The sequence below is a fragment of the Erythrobacter sp. K21-9 genome, assembly GCF_055808355.1.
This window is the reverse complement of record NZ_CM147866.1, coordinates 2,149,237-2,167,201: the sequence shown is the minus strand read 5'-3', so window position 1 is coordinate 2,167,201 and position 17,965 is coordinate 2,149,237. Positions and strand designations below refer to the sequence as shown.

Genomic DNA, 17,965 nt, shown 5'->3' with positions numbered 1-17,965 from the left:
AGACGTTTAAGGAATAGATTATGGCCCGCGAGTATCCGCTGGAGCGCTATCGTAATATCGGCATCATGGCTCACATCGATGCCGGCAAGACCACCACGACCGAGCGTATTCTGTACTACACCGGAAAGTCCTACAAGATCGGCGAAGTGCACGATGGTGCCGCGACGATGGACTGGATGGAGCAGGAGCAGGAGCGCGGGATCACGATCACCTCGGCTGCGACCACGACCTTCTGGTCCGCCGAAGATGGCGAAGGTCCCAAGCACCGCATCAACATCATCGACACGCCCGGACACGTCGACTTCACGATCGAAGTCGAACGCTCGCTGCGCGTGCTCGATGGCGCAGTCGCCGTGTTCGACGGCGTGGCCGGAGTTGAGCCGCAGTCCGAAACCGTATGGCGCCAGGCCGACAAGTACGGCGTTCCGCGCATGTGCTTCATCAACAAGCTGGACCGGACCGGCGCGGATTTCTATTACTGTGTACAGTCGATCATCGACCGTCTCGGCGCGACGCCGCTGGTTCTATATCTCCCGATCGGCGCGGAAAGCGACCTTCAGGGCGTGGTCGACCTCGTGAACAATCGCGGGATCGTGTGGGAAAACGATGGTCTCGGTGCCGAGTTCAAGTACGTCGATATCCCGGCCGACCTTGCCGACAAGGCTGCTGAATATCGCGAGCAGTTGATCGAGACCGTTGTCGAACAGGACGACGATGTCATGGAATCGTACCTCGAAGGCGAAATTCCGGACGCGGCAACGCTCAAGCGGCTCATCCGCAAGGGCACGATGGAGCGCGCGTTCGTTCCCGTGCTGTGTGGTTCGGCGTTCAAGAACAAGGGCGTTCAGCCGCTGCTCGATGCAGTGGTCGACTACATGCCTTCGCCGCTCGACGTTCCCGCGATCAAGGGCGCGCTGCCCGATAGCGACGAAGAGGCATCCCGTCCGTCCGAGGACAGCGCGCCGTTCTCCGCACTGGCGTTCAAGATCATGAACGACCCGTTCGTGGGCTCGCTGACCTTTACCCGCATCTATTCGGGCCAGCTGTCGAAAGGCACGGTCATGAACTCGGTGAAAGACAAGAAGGAAAAGATCGGCCGTATGCTCTTGATGCACTCGAATAACCGCGAGGACATCGATGAGGCGTTTGCCGGCGATATCGTGGCGATTGCAGGCCTCAAGGAAACGACGACGGGCGATACGCTTTGCGATCCGTCCAATCCGATCATCCTTGAGCGCATGGAATTCCCCGATCCCGTCATCGAGCTGTCGGTCGAACCCAAGACCAAGGCCGACCAGGAAAAGATGGGCGTTGCGCTCAACCGCCTGGCTGCAGAAGATCCGAGCTTCCGCGTCACGACCGATCACGAATCGGGCCAGACGATCATCAAGGGCATGGGCGAGCTTCACCTCGACATCCTCGTTGACCGGATGAAGCGCGAATTCAAGGTCGAAGCCAATGTCGGTGCGCCGCAGGTGGCCTACCGTGAATCTCTCGGCCGCGAAGTCGAAGTGACCTACACTCACAAGAAACAGTCGGGTGGTTCGGGTCAGTTCGGTGAAGCCAAGGTTGTTGTCTCGCCAGGCGAGCGCGGCCAGGGCGTCGTGTTCGAAGACGAGATCAAGGGCGGTAACATTCCGCGCGAATACATCCCGTCTGTGGAAAAGGGCATGCGCGAGCAGGCTGAAAGCGGCTTCCTCGTCGGCTTCCCGATCATCGATTTCACGATCCGCCTGATCGACGGCAAGTACCACGATGTCGACTCGAGCACGGTTGCGTTCGAGATCACGGGCCGCGGTGCAATGCGTGAAGCGGCTCAGAAGGCCGGTATCAAGCTGCTCGAGCCGGTGATGAAGGTTGAAGTCGTGACCCCCGAGGACTACCTCGGCGACGTCATCGGCGATCTCAACAAGCGCCGTGGACAGGTCCAGGGTCAAGACGTGCGTGGCAACGCCATTGCAGTCGAAGCGATGGTCCCGCTGGCAAACATGTTCGGCTACGTGAATGAACTGCGCTCCTTCTCGCAAGGCCGTGCCCAGTACACGATGCAGTTCAGCCACTATGACGAAGTGCCGTCGACAGTGGCGCAAGAGGTTAAGGAGAAGCTTGCCTAAGCAGGCAAGTCGGTCTAGTGGCGGCGCCTGATTCAGCGGGCGCCGCCTTTCTCCCGCAGAAATATCAATTTCAAAACGAGGTTATTTGAAAAATGGCGAAGGAAAAATTTGAGCGGAACAAGCCGCACTGCAACATCGGCACCATCGGTCACGTTGACCATGGCAAGACGACGCTGACCGCGGCTATCACCAAGGTGATGGCGGAAGTCTATGGCGGCGCAGCTGTCGATTTCGCAAACATCGACAAGGCTCCGGAAGAGCGTGAGCGCGGGATCACCATCTCGACCGCACACGTCGAATACGAAACCGATGCGCGTCACTATGCGCACGTCGATTGCCCGGGTCACGCCGACTACGTGAAGAACATGATCACCGGTGCTGCCCAGATGGACGGCGCGATCCTTGTTGTGAACGCTGCTGACGGCCCCATGCCGCAGACCCGCGAGCACATCCTGCTCGCTCGTCAGGTCGGTGTTCCGGCGCTTGTCGTCTACATGAACAAGGTCGATCAGGTCGACGACGAGGAAATCCTCGAACTCGTCGAACTGGAAGTCCGCGAACTGCTTTCGAGCTACGATTTCGACGGTGACAACATTCCGATCGTCAAGGGCTCGGCTCTGGCCGCTCTCGAAGGTCGTGACGACGAAATCGGCAAGAACTCGATCGTCGAGCTGATGAAGGCCGTCGACGAGCACATCCCGCAGCCGGATCGTCCGGTTGACAAGGATTTCCTCATGCCGATCGAAGACGTGTTCTCGATTTCGGGCCGCGGTACGGTTGTTACCGGCCGTGTCGAAACAGGTGTTGTGAACGTCGGCGACGAAGTCGAAATCGTCGGCATCAAGGACACCGCAAAGACGACCGTCACCGGCGTCGAAATGTTCCGCAAGCTGCTTGATCGCGGCGAAGCAGGCGACAACATTGGAGCGCTGGTTCGCGGCGTCTACCGTGAAGATGTCGAGCGTGGCCAGGTTCTCGCAAAGCCGGGTTCGGTCAATCCGCACACCGAATTCAGCGCAGAAGTCTACGTGCTGTCGAAGGACGAAGGTGGCCGTCATACGCCGTTCTTCGCCAACTACCGCCCGCAGTTCTACTTCCGCACCACCGACGTCACCGGCGAAGTGATCCTTCCCGATGGCACCGAAATGGTGATGCCGGGCGACAACGTGACGATCAACGTCAAGCTGATCGCACCGATCGCCATGGACGAAGGTCTGCGCTTCGCAATCCGCGAAGGCGATCGCACCGTTGGCTCGGGCGTGGTTGCGAAGATCACCAAGTAAGCTGCTGCTCCCTTCAGGAGCGCACGAAATTCGGGGCCCGGTTCTCACATGAGAGCCGGGCCCCAATTTATGTGAGGGGAGTGTTGCCGCAAGCGGGAATGTGCTCCGAACGCAAATAGCGTGAAATTCGTGGGCTTTCGGGGTTGCCAGAATCCAACTGTCTACGTATATGCGCGACCAAGCCAACGGGGATTCGTTTCCGTTGCAACGAAATTCATGGGGCCTCCCGTCCGGGTAACCGGGGAAACAGGGTGGGCCTTTTATTTTTGGGAGCGGTAAAACGCTCCTTGGCTCTTTCGCATCGGTATAGGTAATGGAAGCACAGAATATCCGTATTCGCCTCAAGGCGTTCGACCATCGCGTTCTCGATCAGGCCACTGGCGAGATTGCAGACACAGCGCGTCGTACGGGTGCTCTTATTCGTGGCCCCATTCCCATGCCGACGCGTATCGAGAAGTTCACCGTGAACCGCGGCCCGCACATCGACAAGAAGTCGCGCGAGCAGTTCGAGGTGCGCACCTACAAGCGGCTGCTCGATATCGTGCAGCCCAATGCCCAGACCGTCGACGCTCTGATGAAGCTCGACCTGGCTGCCGGCGTGAACGTCGAAATCAAGCTCGCATAAGCGGGTTTGCCTTCAACCCCGGACTTGAGTCGGGGTTGCCGTCCTTCTGGTGGACGTAAAGCTGCCAGGAAATTTCGGGGCTCCAACGGCCCCGCCGATCTGACACCGGATCGGCAAGACATTGGGATACCGCCGGTTTCAACCGGGCTGCGTCCCCCGTCTCGCCAAACTGCACGAAGCGTGCAGGGCGGCACTCAGCCCGGACGGGGCGATGCATGACAATTTGGGCTGGCAAGCACCTTGGGATGGTCCTTTGGTGCCTCTGTGTAGGAGTTATTGACGATGCGCACAGGCGTGATCGCAAAGAAGGTAGGGATGACCCGCCTCTTCCAGGAGGACGGACGGCACGTGCCCGTAACCGTGCTCGCGCTGGAAGATTGCCAGGTCGTCTCGCACCGCACCGAAGATACGGACGGCTACTTCGCTGTCCAGCTTGGTGCAGGCGAAGCAAAACAGAAAAACGTGGCGAAGCCGCAGCGTGAACATTTCGGCAAGGCCGGTGTCGGGCTGAAGAAGCGCGTCGCAGAATTTCGCGTCGAAAGCGAAGAAGGGCTTCCGCCCGTTGGTGCGCTGATCAGTGCCGACCACTTCGTTGCCGGCCAGAAGGTCGACATCACCGGTCACACGCAGGGTAAAGGCTTTGCCGGCGCCATGAAGCGTTGGGGCTTCGGCGGCCTTCGTGCCACCCACGGTGTCTCGATCTCTCACCGTTCGCACGGCTCCACGGGTAACCGCCAGGATCCGGGCCGCGTGTTCAAGGGCAAGAAGATGGCCGGTCACATGGGTGATCGCCAGCGTACCCAGATGAACCTCGAAGTGGTTCGTACCGACGCCGACCGTGGTCTCATCTTCGTAAAGGGCTCGGTCCCTGGCTCGAAGAATGGCTGGCTGCTGGTTCGCGATGCGATCAAGCTTGCTGCAGCCGATGACCTGCCATTCCCGGCAGCCGTCGTCGAAACGGCGGCGCCGCAGACCGAAACCGAGGCTCCGAAAGACGAGACCATCGAAACCCCGTCGCAGGGTGAAGAAGCAGCCGCAGGCGATTGCGCCCCGGCAGCCGACGCTCCCGCTGGCGACGAGAAGAAGGAAGACTAAGCCATGAAGGTGAAGGTCCAGAAAATCGACGGGAAGGCGTCGGGCGACATCGAGCTGAACGATGCCGTGTTCGGTGTCGAGCCGCGCGCAGACATCCTGCACCGCGTTGTCACCTGGCAGCTCGAAAACCGCCGTGCCACTGCACGTCCCACGCGTGAGCGCTCCGACGTTGCTCGCACCGGTAAGAAGCACGGCCCGCAAAAGGGTTCGGGCGGCGCTCGCCACGGCGATCGCGGCGCTCCGATCTTCATCGGCGGCGGTAAGGCTCACGGCGCGCGCAAGCGTGACTTCGAGCAGTCGCTGAACAAGAAGATCCGCGCTCTCGGTCTGAAGATGGCGCTTTCGAGCAAGGCGAAAGATGGCCTGGTGGTCCTCGACAGCCTGACACTGAAAGAAGCGAAGACGCAGACGCTCAAGGGTCACCTCGCCAAGCACGGCTTTGCCGGCAAGGTGCTCGTGATCGACGGCGAAAGCGTTGACGACGGCTTCAAGAAGGCTGCTGGCAATCTTCCAGGCATCAATGTGATGCCTGCTGCCGGCGCCAACGTTTACGACATCCTCAATCACGATACGCTGGTCCTCACCAAGGACGCGGTCGAAAAGCTGGAGGCGCGCTTCAATGGCTAAAAAGCAAGACATCGACTCGCGTCACTACGACGTGATCCTGGCCCCGCACATCACCGAAAAGTCGACAATGGCTTCGGAGAGCAACGCGGTGGTCTTCAAGGTGGCGAATGACGCAACCAAGCCGCAGATCAAGGAAGCGGTTGAGGCGATCTACGACAAGAAGGTCGTCGCGGTGAACACCATTCTCACCAAGGGCAAGACGAAGCGCTGGCGGGGCAAGCCCTACAAGCGTTCGGACTTCAAAAAGGCTGTTGTGAGGCTCGCTGACGGCGAGATGATCGACATCACCAGCGGTATCTGAGGCGGATCATGGCACTCAAGAACTACAAACCAACGAGCCCCGCGCGCCGCGGCCTCATCCTGGTCGACAAGTCCGGTCTCCACAAAGGTGGACCGGTCAAGTCGCTCACGGAAGGCAAGCGCAAGACCGGCGGCCGGAACAACAAGGGTCATGTCACCTCGCGTGGCATCGCCGGCGGTCACAAGCAAAAGTATCGCTTCATCGATTTCAAGCGCCGGAAGTGGGATGTTCCCGCTACCGTCGAGCGGATCGAGTACGACCCAAATCGCACCGCCTTCATCGCGCTTCTGAAATACGAAGACGGCGAACTGGCTTACATCCTGTGCCCGCAGCGTCTCGCTGTCGGTGACACGGTTGTCGCCGGTGAAAAGGTCGACACGAAGCCGGGCAATGCGATGCTTCTAGGTCAGATGCCGGTCGGCACGATCTGCCACAATGTGGAGATGAAGCCGGGCAAAGGCGGGCAGATCGCTCGCAGCGCAGGCACCTATGTCCAGATCGTCGACCGTGACCGCGGCATGGTCATTGTTCGCCTGAACTCGGGTGAGCAGCGTTACCTGCGTTCCGATTGCATGGGTACGGTTGGAGCGGTCTCGAACCCCGACAACCAGAACCAGAATTTCGGCAAGGCTGGCCGCACCCGTTGGAAGGGCCGTCGTCCGCTGACCCGCGGCGTCGCCAAGAACCCGGTCGATCACCCGCATGGTGGCGGTGAAGGCCGCACCAGCGGTGGCCGTCATCCGGTTACTCCGTGGGGCAAGCCGACCAAGGGCGCCCGCACCCGTAAGAACAAGCAGACGGACAAAATGATCATCCGTTCGCGTCACGCGAAAAAGAAGAGGTAAGACACGATGGCACGTTCCGTATGGAAAGGTCCGTTTGTCGAGCTCAGCCTGCTCAAGAAGGCAGAGGACGCACAGGAAGCTGGCAGCAGCAAGCCGATCAAGACATGGTCGCGCCGCTCCACCATTCTGCCGCAGTTCGTTGGGCTGACCTTCAACGTTTATAATGGACACAAATTCATTCCCGTCTCGGTTTCGGAAGAAATGGTCGGTCACAAGCTCGGTGAATTCGCGCCTACGCGCAGCTTCCCCGGCCACGCGTCCGACAAGAAGGGCAAGCGCTAATGAGCAAGGCAAAATCACCACGCCGCGTTGCGGATAATGAGGCCCTGGCCGTCGGCACGCAGATTCGCGGTTCGGCTCAGAAGCTCAATCTCGTTGCGCAATTGATCCGCGGCAAGAAGGCCGAAGAGGCTCTGAACATCCTCTCCTTCTCGAAGAAGGCGATGGCCAAGGACGCGACCAAGGTTCTCGCATCGGCGATCGCCAATGCGGAAAACAACCACGATCTCGACGTCGACGCTCTCGTCGTTGCCGAGGCTTCGGTTGGCAAGTCGATCACCATGAAGCGGTTCCACACTCGTGGTCGCGGCAAGTCGACTCGTATCCTGAAGCCGTTCAGCAAGCTGCGCATCGTGGTTCGCGAACAGGAAGAAGAAGAGGCGTAAGATGGGTCAGAAGAGCAATCCGATCGGTCTGCGCCTGCAGATCAACCGCACCTGGGACAGCCGCTGGTACGCCGAAGGGCGTGACTATGCCGCGCTGCTCAGCGAAGACATCAAGATCCGCAAGTATATCGTCGAGAACCTGACACAGGCAGCGATCTCGAAGGTTGTGATCGAGCGTCCGGCAAAGCTGTGCCGCATCTCGATCTACGCGGCTCGCCCCGGTGTCATTATTGGCAAGAAAGGCGCAGACATCGAAAAGCTGCGCCAGAAGCTTGCCACGATGACCGACAGCGAAGTGAAGCTGAACATCGTCGAAATCCGCAAGCCGGAAATCGATGCCAAGCTCGTCGCTCAGGGGATCGCCGACCAGCTCGTTCGCCGTGTGGCATTCCGCCGCGCGATGAAGCGCGCCATGCAGTCGGCCATGCGCCTTGGTGCCGAAGGCATCAAGATCGTATGCGGCGAGCCGCCTTGGCGGCGCTGAAATCGCCCGTGTCGAGCAGTACCGTGAGGGCCGTGTGCCTCTTCACACTCTCCGCGCGAACATCGATTACGCTGAAACCGAAGCGCTGACTGCGTATGGCATCATCGGCATCAAAGTGTGGGTCTTCAAGGGCGAAATTCTCGCTCACGATCCGACCGCACAGGACCGCCTGATGATGGAATCGCAGACCTCCGGCGTTCGTCCGGCTCGCTGATTGCAGGATTAGGAAAAAGCCATGCTGCAACCGAAGAAAACCAAGTACCGCAAGGCCTTCAAGGGCCGGATCAAGGGCGAAGCAAAGGGCGGCACTACGCTGAACTTTGGCTCCTACGGTCTCAAAGCTCTTGAACCCGAGCGGATCACCGCACGCCAGATCGAAGCGGCTCGCCGCGCGATCACGCGTCACATGAAGCGTCAGGGTCGTCTCTGGATCCGCGTCTTCCCGGACGTTCCCGTGTCCAAGAAGCCTGCCGAAGTTCGTCAGGGTAAGGGCAAGGGCTCGGTCGAATACTGGGCAGCTCGGGTCAAGCCGGGCCGTATCCTGTTCGAACTCGATGGTGTTTCGGGACCGATTGCCGCAGCCGCTTTCGAGCGCGCCGCGATGAAGCTTCCGATCAAGACGAAAGTCGTCGCCCGTCTGGGTGACACCAGCCACCTGGGAGGCGAATGATGGCCGACATCGAAGATCTTCGCACGAAGACCGACGACCAGCTCTCCACCGAGCTGACCGAGCTGAAGCGTGAGCAGTACAACCTGCGTTTCCAGTCAGCGACCAACCAGCTGGAAAAGCCTTCGCGCATTCGCGAAGTGCGCCGCAATATCGCGCAGATCAAGACGCTGCAAAACGAGCGCGCGGCCAAAGCCGCCGCTGAAAAGGCGTAAGGAGTAGACAATGCCGAAACGTATCCTGATCGGGACTGTCACCTCCGACAAGACCGACAAGACCGTGACCGTGCTGGTCGAACGCAAGGTGAAGCACCCGCTCTACGGGAAGATTATCCGTCGTTCGAAGAAGTATCACGCTCACGATGAGAAGAACGAATTCACCATGGGTGACATCGTCCGCATCGAGGAGACCAAACCGATCTCCAAGACCAAGACCTGGGCTGTTAAGGACCGGGTTGTTGCAGGCGGTACACAGGCAATCGAGGCCGACCTCGAAGTCGCTGAAGCCACACCCGGTGGTGCCGAGTAATTTGACGTAGGAACTCCCGGGCTGGCCTCTGGCCAAAGTCCCGGAAAGCCAAGAGAAGGAACGGATCAATGATCCAGATGCAATCCAATCTCGACGTCGCGGACAATAGCGGCGCAAAGCGCGTCCAGTGCATTAAAGTGCTGGGCGGGTCGAAGCGCCGGTTTGCTTCCGTTGGCGACGTGATCGTGGTTTCCGTGAAGGAAGCCCAACCGCGCGCAAAGGTCAAAAAGGGCGACGTACATCGCGCCGTGATCGTTCGCACCAAGAAGGACGTTCGTCGTCCCGATGGCAGCGTGATCCGCTTTGACAGCAACGCAGCGGTCCTCGTGAACAAGAGCGAAGAGCCGATCGGCACGCGTATCTTTGGCCCGGTCGTGCGCGAACTGCGCAGCCGTGGTTTCATGAAGATCATCTCGCTCGCACCGGAGGTCCTCTAAAATGGGTGCCGCTAAGATCAAGAAGGGCGACAAGGTCGTCGTGCTTTCGGGCAAGGACAAGGGCCGCACCGGCACTGTCCAGCAGGTCATGCCGAAAGACGGCAAGATCATTGTCGAAGGCATCAACGTGATGACCCGTCACCGCAAGCCGAGCCAGCAGAACCCGCAGGGTGGCATCGACCGTTTCCCGGCCCCGATGCACATCGCCAAGGTTGCTGTGGCTGATCCCAAGGACGATCTCGCCCACCCGTGTCCGCTTCGAAGAGAAGGACGGCAAGAAGGTGCGTATCGCAGTAAAGAGTGGGGAGACCATCGATGGCTGATTACACTCCACGCATGAAGTCACGCTATGACGACGAGATCGTCAAGGCGATGACCGAGAAGTTCGGTTACACCAACCGTCTTCAAGTCCCGCGCCTCGAAAAGGTCACGCTCAACATGGGCGTGGGCGAAGCGAGCCAGGACAAGAAGAAGGTCCAGACCGCAGCTGAAGAAATGGCTCTGATCGCTGGTCAGAAGCCTGTCATTACGAAGGCGAAGAAGTCGATCGCACAGTTTAAGCTGCGCGAAGGCATGCCGATCGGCTGCAAGGTAACCCTGCGCCGCGACCGCATGTACGAATTCATGGATCGTCTCGTAACCATCGCAATGCCACGCATCCGTGACTTTCGCGGACTGAACGCCAAGTCGTTCGACGGGCGCGGCAATTATGCGATGGGTCTCAAGGAACAGATCGTGTTCCCCGAGATCAGCTACGACAAGATCGAAAAAGTTCGCGGCATGGACATTATCGTGACCACCACCGCGAACACCGATGAAGAGGCGCGCGAATTGCTGCGTCTTTTCGGCTTCCCTTTCCAGGGCGAGGCCAAGAGCGAACAGAAGGAAGCGGCGTGAGCCGTTTCTCGACAGTAACAGAAAGCAAGAGAGCTTAAGTCCAATGGCGAAACTGAGTTCCATCAACAAGAATGAGCGTCGCAAGAAGCTCGTTAAACAGTACGCAGCGAAGTACGAGAAGCTGAAGGCGATTGCAGATGACAAGAGCCTTGACGAGAGCGAGCGTCTGATCGCCCGCCTCAAGATGGCTGAAATACCGCGCAATGCGAACCCGACCCGGGTGCGCAACCGCTGTTCCACCACCGGCCGCCCGCGCGGCTATTATCGCAAGTTCGGCATCAATCGTATCGAACTGCGCAACCTCGGCAACAAGGGTCTGATTCCAGGCCTGACCAAGTCGAGCTGGTGAGGATCTGACGAATGGCTATGACCGATCCACTGGGTGATATGCTCACCCGCATCCGTAACGGACAGCAGGCAAAGAAGGATTCCGTCCTCTCGCCCGCTTCCAAGCTCCGTGCAAACGTGCTCGAGGTTCTTCAGCGCGAAGGCTACATCCGTGGCTACAGCGAAGACGAAACCGGCAAGCACAAGGCGCTGCGGATCGAACTGAAATATTTCGAAGGCGAACCTGCTATCAAGCACGTAAGCCGCGTTTCCAAGCCGGGCCGCCGCGTCTATTCGGGTTCGAAAGAGCTCCCCGTAGTGCGCAACGGCCTTGGCATCACCATCGTCTCGACCCCTCGCGGCGTGCTTTCGGACAACGAAGCGCGTGAAGGCAATGTCGGCGGCGAAGTGCTTGCGGAGGTCTTCTGATGAGCCGCATTGGTAAAAAGGCGGTCCCGATCCCCAGCGGGGTGACGGCCAATATCGAAAACGGCACGCTGAGCGTGAAGGGCCCCAAGGGCACTCTGACCCTGGGTCTGTCCGACCTCATCGACTACAAGGTCGAGGGCGACGAGATCCAGGTCAATCCGGCCAATGACAGCAAGCAGGCGCGCTCCTATTGGGGCATGCAGCGCACGCTGGTGTCGAATCTGGTCGAAGGTGTGACCGAAGGGTTTTCCAAAACGCTCGAGATTTCCGGCGTTGGTTACCGTGCGAAGGCGCAGGGCAAGACCCTGAAGCTGGAACTCGGCTTCAGCCACGATGTCGATCTCCCGGTGCCGGAAGGCATCGAAGTGAAAACGCCCGATCAGACGACCGTCGAGATTTCCGGCATCGACAAGCAGGCCGTTGGCCAGTTTGCCGCCGAGATCCGCGAGTTTCGTAAGCCTGAGCCTTATAAGGGCAAAGGTATCAAGTATCGCGGCGAGTATGTCTTCCGCAAGGAAGGGAAGAAGAAGTAAGATGGCAAAGCTCTCTCTCTTTGAACGTCGTCGTCGCCGTGTCCGCAGCGCGCTCCGCGCTCGCTCCGGTGACAAGCCGCGCCTGTCGGTGCACCGCACTGGCCGCCACATCTACGCGCAGATCATCAACGATGCCGAAGGCCGCACCGTGGCCGCCGCATCGACCCTGGGCGTGAAGTCCTCGGGTGCGAATGTCGATGCCGCCGTCAAGGTCGGTAAGGACATCGCTGCTGCCGCCAAGAAAGCTGGCGTGACCACTGTCGTGTTCGATCGCGGCGGGTTCCTGTTCCATGGCCGCGTCAAGGCGCTGGCCGATGCCGCCCGTGAAGGCGGGCTGGAGTTCTAAGAATGGCTGACGAAAAGAAACCAGAAAACGAAGCCGAGAAGACGGCTCCGGAAGTGACCGAAACGGTTGAAGTGGCTGCGGCGAAGGCCGCTGCGACGATGCCCGAAGGCACCGATGCGGCGGCTGAACAAGCTGCTGCGGCTCCGGCAGTCGCCGAAACACCTTCGGAAGCTGCCGACAATCAGTCTGCTGCTGCCGAGCCTACCGCTCAACCGACCACTGCTCCGACGGAACAGCCCAAGCAACAGGGCCGTGGCCGTGGACGCGGCGGTGACAATCGCGGTGGCGGCGGTGGCCGTGGCCGTGGTGGCCGCGATAATCGTCGTGGCGGTCGTCAGGAAGAAGATGACGGCATCATCGAAAAGCTGGTGCACATCAACCGCGTCTCCAAGACGGTCAAGGGTGGTAAGCGTTTCGGCTTTGCCGCACTCGTCGTCGTCGGTGACGGCCAGGGCCGCGTAGGCTTCGGCAAGGGCAAGGCCCGCGAAGTGCCCGAGGCGATCACCAAGGCCACCGCTGCGGCTCGCAAGCACATGATCCGCGTTGCGCTCAAGGAAGGCCGCGCGCTGCACCATGATGCAAACGGCCGGTTCGGCGCGGGCAAGGTCACGATCCGCACAGCGCCTCCGGGTACCGGCATCATCGCCGGTGGTCCGATGCGTGCCGTGTTCGAAAGCCTCGGCGTTGCCGACGTTGTGACCAAGTCGGTCGGCACGTCGAACCCGTACAATATGATCCGCGCCACTTTCGATGCGCTCGTCAACCAGACTTCGCCAAAGTCGGTTGCGCAGCGTCGCGGCAAGAAAGTCGCCGACCTTTTGGGTCGCGGCGGCGCTGACAAGGCCGAGGCAGAAGCCGACGCCGCAGCAGTTGTGGAGTAAGATCAATGGCTGCCAAGAAGACTGTAAAGATCAAGCAGATCGGTTCACCGATCCGTCGTCCCGAAAGCCAGCGCAAGATCCTCATCGGTCTTGGGCTCAACAAGATGCACAAGGTCGTCGAGCGTCAGGATACCCCTGAAGTTCGCGGCGCGATCGCCAAGATCCCGCATCTCGTCGAGGTGGTCGACTAGAACTCAACCGTTCAACCGGTTTGAAACTTAAAAAGCCCCGGTCGCAAGGCCGGGGCTTTTTGCATGTCGCGATGTGAAGCAGGTTCAGAACACGCTGCGAGGTTCGTTCTCACCCATCATCGCCTGCCGGATGAAGGGGACGGGAAGTCCACCATAAGACAAGAAGGTATCGTGAAAGTCCTTCCATGCCTCGCGCCCGCCGCGTGTGGCCGTCCAATCCTCGCGCAGTTTGCGGATCATCAGTTTGTTGAGGGTGTAGTTGAGATAGCGCGGATCATAGGTTCCGCGAGCCGCTTGCCGCAATGCCGTTCCTTCGTCCTGATAGCATTCGTCCTTGAAGAATTCGACGCTCTCTCCGACCGTCATCCCTCCGGTGTGTAGCCCTATCGAGGAAAGATAGCGGCAGTTCCGCAGCAAGGCGTTGGAAAGCTGACCGATCGTGATGGCCGGATCGCCTTCACCCAAGCCAGCGTCCAACATCATCTCTTCGGTGTAATGTGCCCATCCTTCGGCGAGGCCATAAGTCACGAACACCCGGCTGAGCAAATTGTCGGAGCGGTTGGAATGGAGGAATTGCAGGAAATGGCCCGGCCAGATTTCGTGGACGGATATGAACAATAGGTCCGCGCGGCTTGGAATCGAGGCTTGCTGGGTTGCCTCGTCCCAAGCGGGGTCGGGCGGGGCGATATAGTAGACCGACGGCATCCCTTCCTCGAACGGGCCCGGTATGTCGATATAGGCTGAGTTTTGGGCGTTGTACGGAGGTGCCTCCTCGACCAGCGCCTGTTCGGACCCCGGAATGGAAACCAGGTCCTCGCCGACCATGAATTCGCGCAGCATAGGCAGTTGGTTGCGCGCCTCGACTACGGGGCCGTCTTCGGGCTTGTCGGCTTGCATTTTGAGCATGCAGTCGGCCATCGAAGCGCCGGGGGCATAGCTTTCGCAAACTGCCTTCAGCGCGGCTTGATTGCGTTCAAGATCGGCTTGGCCGATCCTCTTCAACTCTTCCAGCGAGACATCGATGCCTTCGCCCGTCAGGTTCATTTTCAGGAACCGTTCCGCACCCAGTTCGAACCCGCCATCAATGCCCGGCTGACTGGTCGCGTGGTCGGCCAGATCTTCCATCGCCGCAGCCGCGCGCTCGGTGGCCTCGACTAGCTGTTGCTGCAGCTCCGGATCATCGACCTCGGCAAAGGCGGCGCGCGCATCTCCGCGATAGAATTCGGCATAGCCGTTGTATCCCGCATCAGCATATTTCACAAAAGTCTTGGGCAAGGGTAGCGGCATATTCGCCTTGATCTGCCCGGCGGCCACTGCTGTGCTATCGGCGAAAATGATCAGCGCCTTCATGCGCTCCTCCGCGCTGGCATAGGGCCGCGCGATATAGACGCTGGGGTCCAGCGCCCATGAATAGAAATCCGGATTGGCGAGCGCGCCTTCCTCGGTCAGTTTGAACAGCATATCCTTGGCCACCAGCACCAGCTGATCGCGCTGCAACTGTTCTGCCGGCGAGAGATCGTCCATCGCCTCGGCCTCGGCGAGCACCTCTTCGAAGAAGGCGACCTGCTCGGCCACACCCTCCGGGCTCCAGTCGGGCAATTGGCCGTCATATTCGTGACGACCTGCATTCACTGCCCAGAACGGGATTTGCTCGAAGTAGTCTTCGATAAAACTGTCGGAAAATGCTGCCCATTCCGCGCTGACTTCGGACGATGCGGATTCGCCTGATTCGCCCAACAATTGCTCACAGCCGGTCAGGGTCAGAGCGATTGCCGCCGCTCCGACCAGAATTTTTGTCTTGATCATATGTATTTCCCCCAATGCAGTTGTCGAGCCTAGGGGCATTGGTCTGGAACACAAGCATTGGCCCGATCCATCGCCCGGCAAATTTTGCACCGCAATATGGTTGCAATGCACCTCTGTGGCCGCTATGCGCGCGCCTTCCATTCGGGCCCCGGGGTCCATCACATCAGCGCGAACAAAAGCGAAAGCGAGTGCAACATGAAACTCAACGACATCCGTGATAATGAAGGCGCCCGTAAAGAGCGCATGCGTGTGGGCCGTGGGATCGGCTCCGGCAAGGGTAAGACCTCGGGCCGCGGCCAGAAGGGCCAGAAGAGCCGTTCGGGCGTCGCGATCAAAGGCTTTGAAGGCGGCCAGATGCCGCTTCACATGCGCCTGCCAAAGCGCGGCTTCAACAATCCGTTCGGCAAGGACTACGCAGAAGTGAACATTGGCATGGTCCAGAAATGGATCGACGCCAAGAAGCTCGACGGCAAGAAGGACGTCACCGAAGAGGCACTGCGTGCATCCGGACTGGTTCGCGGCGGCAAGGACGGAGTTCGTCTGCTCGGCAAGGGCGAGATCAAGGCCAAGGTCAAGTTCGTCGTCACCGGCGCGACCAAGGGCGCGATTGCAGCCGTCGAAAAGGCTGGCGGCAGCGTAGAAGTGACCGCTCCGACGAATGCCGAAGTGAAAGCCGCCAAGGCCGACGCCAAGAAATAATACGAGAAAAGCGTGGGCAGGGGGTTCGACAACTGGCCTCCTGCTCCCTATCTATCCGTTCTGAGCCGGGACGGGCCGGCGCAAGACCAGGATTAATCAAGTACAATGGCATCACGCGCCGATAATATCGCCAGCAACATGAACCTTGGCAATTTCGCCAAGGCGACAGAGCTGCGCCAGCGCATCTGGTTCACGATCGGTGCGCTGATCGTTTTCCGCTTCCTCAGCTATGTGCCGCTGCCGGGCGTCAACCCGACTGCCTTGCAGGATCTCGCCGATCTGGGCAGGGGCGGCGTGCTCGACATGTTCAACATGTTCTCCGGCGGCAGCCTTGAGCGGATGAGCCTCATCGCGCTTGGCGTGATGCCCTATATTACAGCCTCGATCGTCGTTCAGATGGCTTCGGCGCTGCACCCGACGCTCTCCGCGCTCAAGAAAGAGGGTGCGACCGGACGGCAGAAACTCAATCAGTATACCCGGTATGGCACGGTGTTCCTGTGCGCTATCCAAGGGTATTTCCTTGCTGTCGGACTTGAAAGTTTTGCGGGCCAGACAGGCATCGGGGCCGTGGTCGAGCCGGGCTACATGTTCCGCATCGGCGCGGTCATCAGCCTTATCGGCGGCACGATGTTCCTGCTGTGGCTGGGTGAGCAGATCACCTCGCGCGGGATCGGAAACGGCGTCTCGCTTATCATCATGGCGGGCATCGTCGCCCAGTTCCCGACCTTTGCCACCAACCTTTTCGAAGGCGACCGCACCGGATCCATTTCGCCGGGCATCATCATCGGCTTTATGATCATGGTCGTGGTGCTGATCCTGCTGATCTCCTTCGTTGAGCGGGCACAGCGGCGACTGCTGGTAAAGTATCCCAAGCGCGCGACCCAGAACGGCATGATGCAGCAGGACAATTCGTACCTGCCGCTAAAGCTGAACACCGCTGGCGTCATCCCTCCGATCTTCGCGAGCTCGCTGTTGCTTCTGCCGCTCACGATCTCACAGTTCGCCGGTAACTCGGTCGATACCGAGAGCACCTTTGGCGGCGTGATCGTGACGCTGAACCAATACCTCGCGCACGGACAGCCGATCTACATGACGCTGTACGGGCTCGGCATCATCTTCTTCACCTTCTTTTACACCGCGGTGGTCTTCAATCCCGAAGAGCGCGCCGAGGACCTGAAGAAGGGCGGCGGCTTCATTCCCGGCATTCGTCCGGGCAAGCGGACCGCCGATTACCTCGAATATGTCCTGACCCGGATCACAGTTGTCGGCGCGATCTATCTGACGCTCGTCTGCGTGATCCCGGAATACATGATCGCCCAGACCGGTATTCCGCTGTTCCTCGGTGGGACCAGCCTGTTGATCGTCGTCAACGTGACGGTCGATACGCTGAGCCAGGTCCAGTCGCACCTGCTGGCACACCAGTACGGCGATCTCATCAAGAAGGCTAAGTTGAAAGGCCGCATGCGTTAAAGCATGGTCGCGGCTGACTGTTTGACCGCGCGGCTGCCATGCCGCGCCACATTGGGGGTTCGTCGGTGAACATCATTCTTCTTGGTCCTCCCGGAGCAGGGAAGGGCACGCAGAGCGCAGGTCTGGTAGAGCGCCATTCGATGGTCCAGCTTTCGACCGGCGACATGCTCCGAGCAGCCGTGAAAGGCGGGACTCCGGTCGGCCTGAAGGCGAAAGCGGTAATGGACCGCGGAGAGCTTGTCTCTGACGAGATCGTATCGGAATTGATCGACGCCAACCTCGCCGCGATGGATGCAGGCACAGGCGCCATTTTTGATGGCTATCCTCGCACCGCGGCACAGGCCGAAGACCTTGACCGCATTCTCGCCAAGCACGGACGCACCCTCGATTACGTGATCGAGCTAGGGGTCGATGTCGATGCCTTGGTTGAGCGCATTACGGGCCGGTTCAGCTGTGCCAAGTGCGGTGCGCTCTACCACGACACCGCCAATCCGCCCGCCAGAGAGGGTGTGTGCGATGTATGCGGCTCGACCGAGTTCAAGCGCCGTCCCGACGATAACGAAGAAACCGTGCGCACCCGCATGGATGAGTACCGCGCCAAGACCGCGCCGATCCTCCCCGGTTACGAAGCGCGCGGCATAGTGACCCGCGTCGACGGCATGGCCGGAATCGAAGAAGTTGCCTCCGCGATCGACGCCATCCTGACATAGACGTG

24 protein-coding genes and 2 pseudogenes are annotated in these 17,965 nt (G+C 59.7%); 25 read left to right on the top strand and 1 reads right to left on the bottom strand.

All coding sequences use genetic code 11. The features are described 5' to 3' along the window. The first annotated feature begins 20 nt into the window (after positions 1 to 20). From fusA to rpmD, 22 genes and pseudogenes are all read left to right on the top strand, one after another. Positions 21 to 2,114, top strand: a complete 2,094-nt coding sequence (fusA, locus tag AC0L39_RS11040; protein WP_473257858.1) for an elongation factor G — start codon at positions 21 to 23, stop codon at positions 2,112 to 2,114. Between the two features lie 92 nt (positions 2,115 to 2,206). Next, positions 2,207 to 3,397, top strand: a complete 1,191-nt coding sequence (gene tuf, locus AC0L39_RS11035; RefSeq protein ID WP_473257856.1) for an elongation factor Tu — start codon at positions 2,207 to 2,209, stop codon at positions 3,395 to 3,397. Between the two features lie 313 nt (positions 3,398 to 3,710). Further along, positions 3,711 to 4,022 carry a 30S ribosomal protein S10 gene (gene rpsJ / locus AC0L39_RS11030; protein ID WP_006831877.1) on the top strand — a complete coding sequence of 104 codons (312 nt, stop codon included), beginning with the start codon at positions 3,711 to 3,713 and terminating at the stop codon, positions 4,020 to 4,022. A 282-nt stretch (positions 4,023 to 4,304) separates the two neighbouring features. Next, positions 4,305 to 5,117 (top strand): 50S ribosomal protein L3, encoded by an 813-nt coding sequence (gene rplC, locus AC0L39_RS11025; RefSeq protein WP_473262361.1) that lies wholly within the window; start codon positions 4,305 to 4,307, stop codon positions 5,115 to 5,117. Between the two features lie 3 nt (positions 5,118 to 5,120). Beyond that, complete coding sequence (rplD, locus tag AC0L39_RS11020) at positions 5,121 to 5,744, top strand: 50S ribosomal protein L4 (RefSeq protein ID WP_473257853.1); 624 nt, start codon at positions 5,121 to 5,123, stop codon at positions 5,742 to 5,744. Beyond that, entirely contained in the window at positions 5,737 to 6,045 is a 309-nt protein-coding gene (locus AC0L39_RS11015; protein WP_473257852.1) for a 50S ribosomal protein L23, read from the top strand. Before rplD ends, AC0L39_RS11015 begins: the two co-directional genes overlap by 8 nt. 8 nt (positions 6,046 to 6,053) lie before the next feature. Continuing rightward, positions 6,054 to 6,890, top strand: coding sequence for a 50S ribosomal protein L2 (gene rplB, locus AC0L39_RS11010; RefSeq protein ID WP_473257850.1), 837 nt, complete (start codon positions 6,054 to 6,056; stop codon positions 6,888 to 6,890). Positions 6,891 to 6,896: 6 nt separating this feature from the next. Continuing rightward, positions 6,897 to 7,172, top strand: a complete 276-nt coding sequence (rpsS, locus tag AC0L39_RS11005) for a 30S ribosomal protein S19 (RefSeq protein WP_473257848.1) — start codon at positions 6,897 to 6,899, stop codon at positions 7,170 to 7,172. Further along, on the top strand, positions 7,172 to 7,555 hold the full coding sequence (rplV, locus tag AC0L39_RS11000; RefSeq protein WP_473257846.1) for a 50S ribosomal protein L22: 384 nt from the start codon (positions 7,172 to 7,174) through the stop codon (positions 7,553 to 7,555). The genes rpsS and rplV overlap by 1 nt, the downstream gene beginning before the upstream one ends. 1 nt (position 7,556) lies before the next feature. After that, positions 7,557 to 8,253 (top strand): annotated as a pseudogene (gene rpsC / locus AC0L39_RS10995) (30S ribosomal protein S3). A gap of 21 nt (positions 8,254 to 8,274) precedes the next feature. Then, positions 8,275 to 8,709, top strand: coding sequence for a 50S ribosomal protein L16 (gene rplP / locus AC0L39_RS10990; protein ID WP_390587304.1), 435 nt, complete (start codon positions 8,275 to 8,277; stop codon positions 8,707 to 8,709). Next, positions 8,709 to 8,921 (top strand): 50S ribosomal protein L29, encoded by a 213-nt coding sequence (rpmC, locus tag AC0L39_RS10985; protein WP_473257845.1) that lies wholly within the window; start codon positions 8,709 to 8,711, stop codon positions 8,919 to 8,921. The genes rplP and rpmC overlap by 1 nt, the downstream gene beginning before the upstream one ends. A gap of 10 nt (positions 8,922 to 8,931) precedes the next feature. Continuing rightward, positions 8,932 to 9,234, top strand: coding sequence for a 30S ribosomal protein S17 (gene rpsQ / locus AC0L39_RS10980; protein ID WP_473257843.1), 303 nt, complete (start codon positions 8,932 to 8,934; stop codon positions 9,232 to 9,234). A gap of 68 nt (positions 9,235 to 9,302) precedes the next feature. After that, positions 9,303 to 9,671 (top strand): 50S ribosomal protein L14, encoded by a 369-nt coding sequence (rplN, locus tag AC0L39_RS10975; protein ID WP_473257841.1) that lies wholly within the window; start codon positions 9,303 to 9,305, stop codon positions 9,669 to 9,671. 1 nt (position 9,672) lies between these two features. Then, a pseudogene (gene rplX / locus AC0L39_RS10970) lies at positions 9,673 to 9,994 on the top strand (50S ribosomal protein L24). Then, the gene (gene rplE, locus AC0L39_RS10965; RefSeq protein WP_473257839.1) at positions 9,987 to 10,568 is read left to right on the top strand and encodes a 50S ribosomal protein L5; all 582 of its coding nucleotides are present in this window, start codon (positions 9,987 to 9,989) and stop codon (positions 10,566 to 10,568) included. The pseudogene rplX and the gene rplE overlap by 8 nt, the downstream one beginning before the upstream one ends. Before the next feature lie 43 nt (positions 10,569 to 10,611). Further along, positions 10,612 to 10,917: a 30S ribosomal protein S14 gene (gene rpsN, locus AC0L39_RS10960; RefSeq protein ID WP_473257837.1), complete on the top strand. Its 306-nt coding sequence runs from the start codon at positions 10,612 to 10,614 to the stop codon at positions 10,915 to 10,917. An 11-nt stretch (positions 10,918 to 10,928) separates the two neighbouring features. Next, positions 10,929 to 11,324, top strand: coding sequence for a 30S ribosomal protein S8 (gene rpsH / locus AC0L39_RS10955; RefSeq protein WP_473257836.1), 396 nt, complete (start codon positions 10,929 to 10,931; stop codon positions 11,322 to 11,324). Next, the gene (rplF, locus tag AC0L39_RS10950; protein ID WP_473257834.1) at positions 11,324 to 11,857 is read left to right on the top strand and encodes a 50S ribosomal protein L6; all 534 of its coding nucleotides are present in this window, start codon (positions 11,324 to 11,326) and stop codon (positions 11,855 to 11,857) included. Before rpsH ends, rplF begins: the two co-directional genes overlap by 1 nt. 1 nt (position 11,858) lies before the next feature. After that, on the top strand, positions 11,859 to 12,203 hold the full coding sequence (gene rplR / locus AC0L39_RS10945; protein ID WP_473257832.1) for a 50S ribosomal protein L18: 345 nt from the start codon (positions 11,859 to 11,861) through the stop codon (positions 12,201 to 12,203). A 2-nt stretch (positions 12,204 to 12,205) separates the two neighbouring features. Beyond that, positions 12,206 to 13,084 carry a 30S ribosomal protein S5 gene (rpsE, locus tag AC0L39_RS10940; protein ID WP_473257830.1) on the top strand — a complete coding sequence of 293 codons (879 nt, stop codon included), beginning with the start codon at positions 12,206 to 12,208 and terminating at the stop codon, positions 13,082 to 13,084. A gap of 5 nt (positions 13,085 to 13,089) precedes the next feature. Continuing rightward, positions 13,090 to 13,275, top strand: coding sequence for a 50S ribosomal protein L30 (gene rpmD, locus AC0L39_RS10935; protein WP_152434960.1), 186 nt, complete (start codon positions 13,090 to 13,092; stop codon positions 13,273 to 13,275). Between the two features lie 84 nt (positions 13,276 to 13,359). Here rpmD and AC0L39_RS10930 read toward each other — a convergent pair whose 3' ends face one another. Continuing rightward, on the bottom strand, positions 13,360 to 15,081 hold the full coding sequence (locus AC0L39_RS10930) for a DUF885 domain-containing protein (RefSeq protein ID WP_473257828.1): 1,722 nt from the start codon (positions 15,079 to 15,081) through the stop codon (positions 13,360 to 13,362). 195 nt (positions 15,082 to 15,276) lie between these two features. Here AC0L39_RS10930 and rplO point away from each other — a divergent pair, with 195 nt between their 5' ends. The 3 genes from rplO (at position 15,277) to AC0L39_RS10915 (ending at position 17,960) form a co-directional block, all read left to right on the top strand. Continuing rightward, a complete protein-coding gene (gene rplO / locus AC0L39_RS10925) occupies positions 15,277 to 15,780 on the top strand; it encodes a 50S ribosomal protein L15 (protein WP_473257826.1) in 504 nt (167 codons plus the stop codon). A 105-nt stretch (positions 15,781 to 15,885) separates the two neighbouring features. Further along, a complete protein-coding gene (gene secY, locus AC0L39_RS10920; RefSeq protein ID WP_473257824.1) occupies positions 15,886 to 17,250 on the top strand; it encodes a preprotein translocase subunit SecY in 1,365 nt (454 codons plus the stop codon). A gap of 65 nt (positions 17,251 to 17,315) precedes the next feature. Next, entirely contained in the window at positions 17,316 to 17,960 is a 645-nt protein-coding gene (locus AC0L39_RS10915) for an adenylate kinase (RefSeq protein WP_473257822.1), read from the top strand. Positions 17,961 to 17,965: the final 5 nt, after the last annotated feature.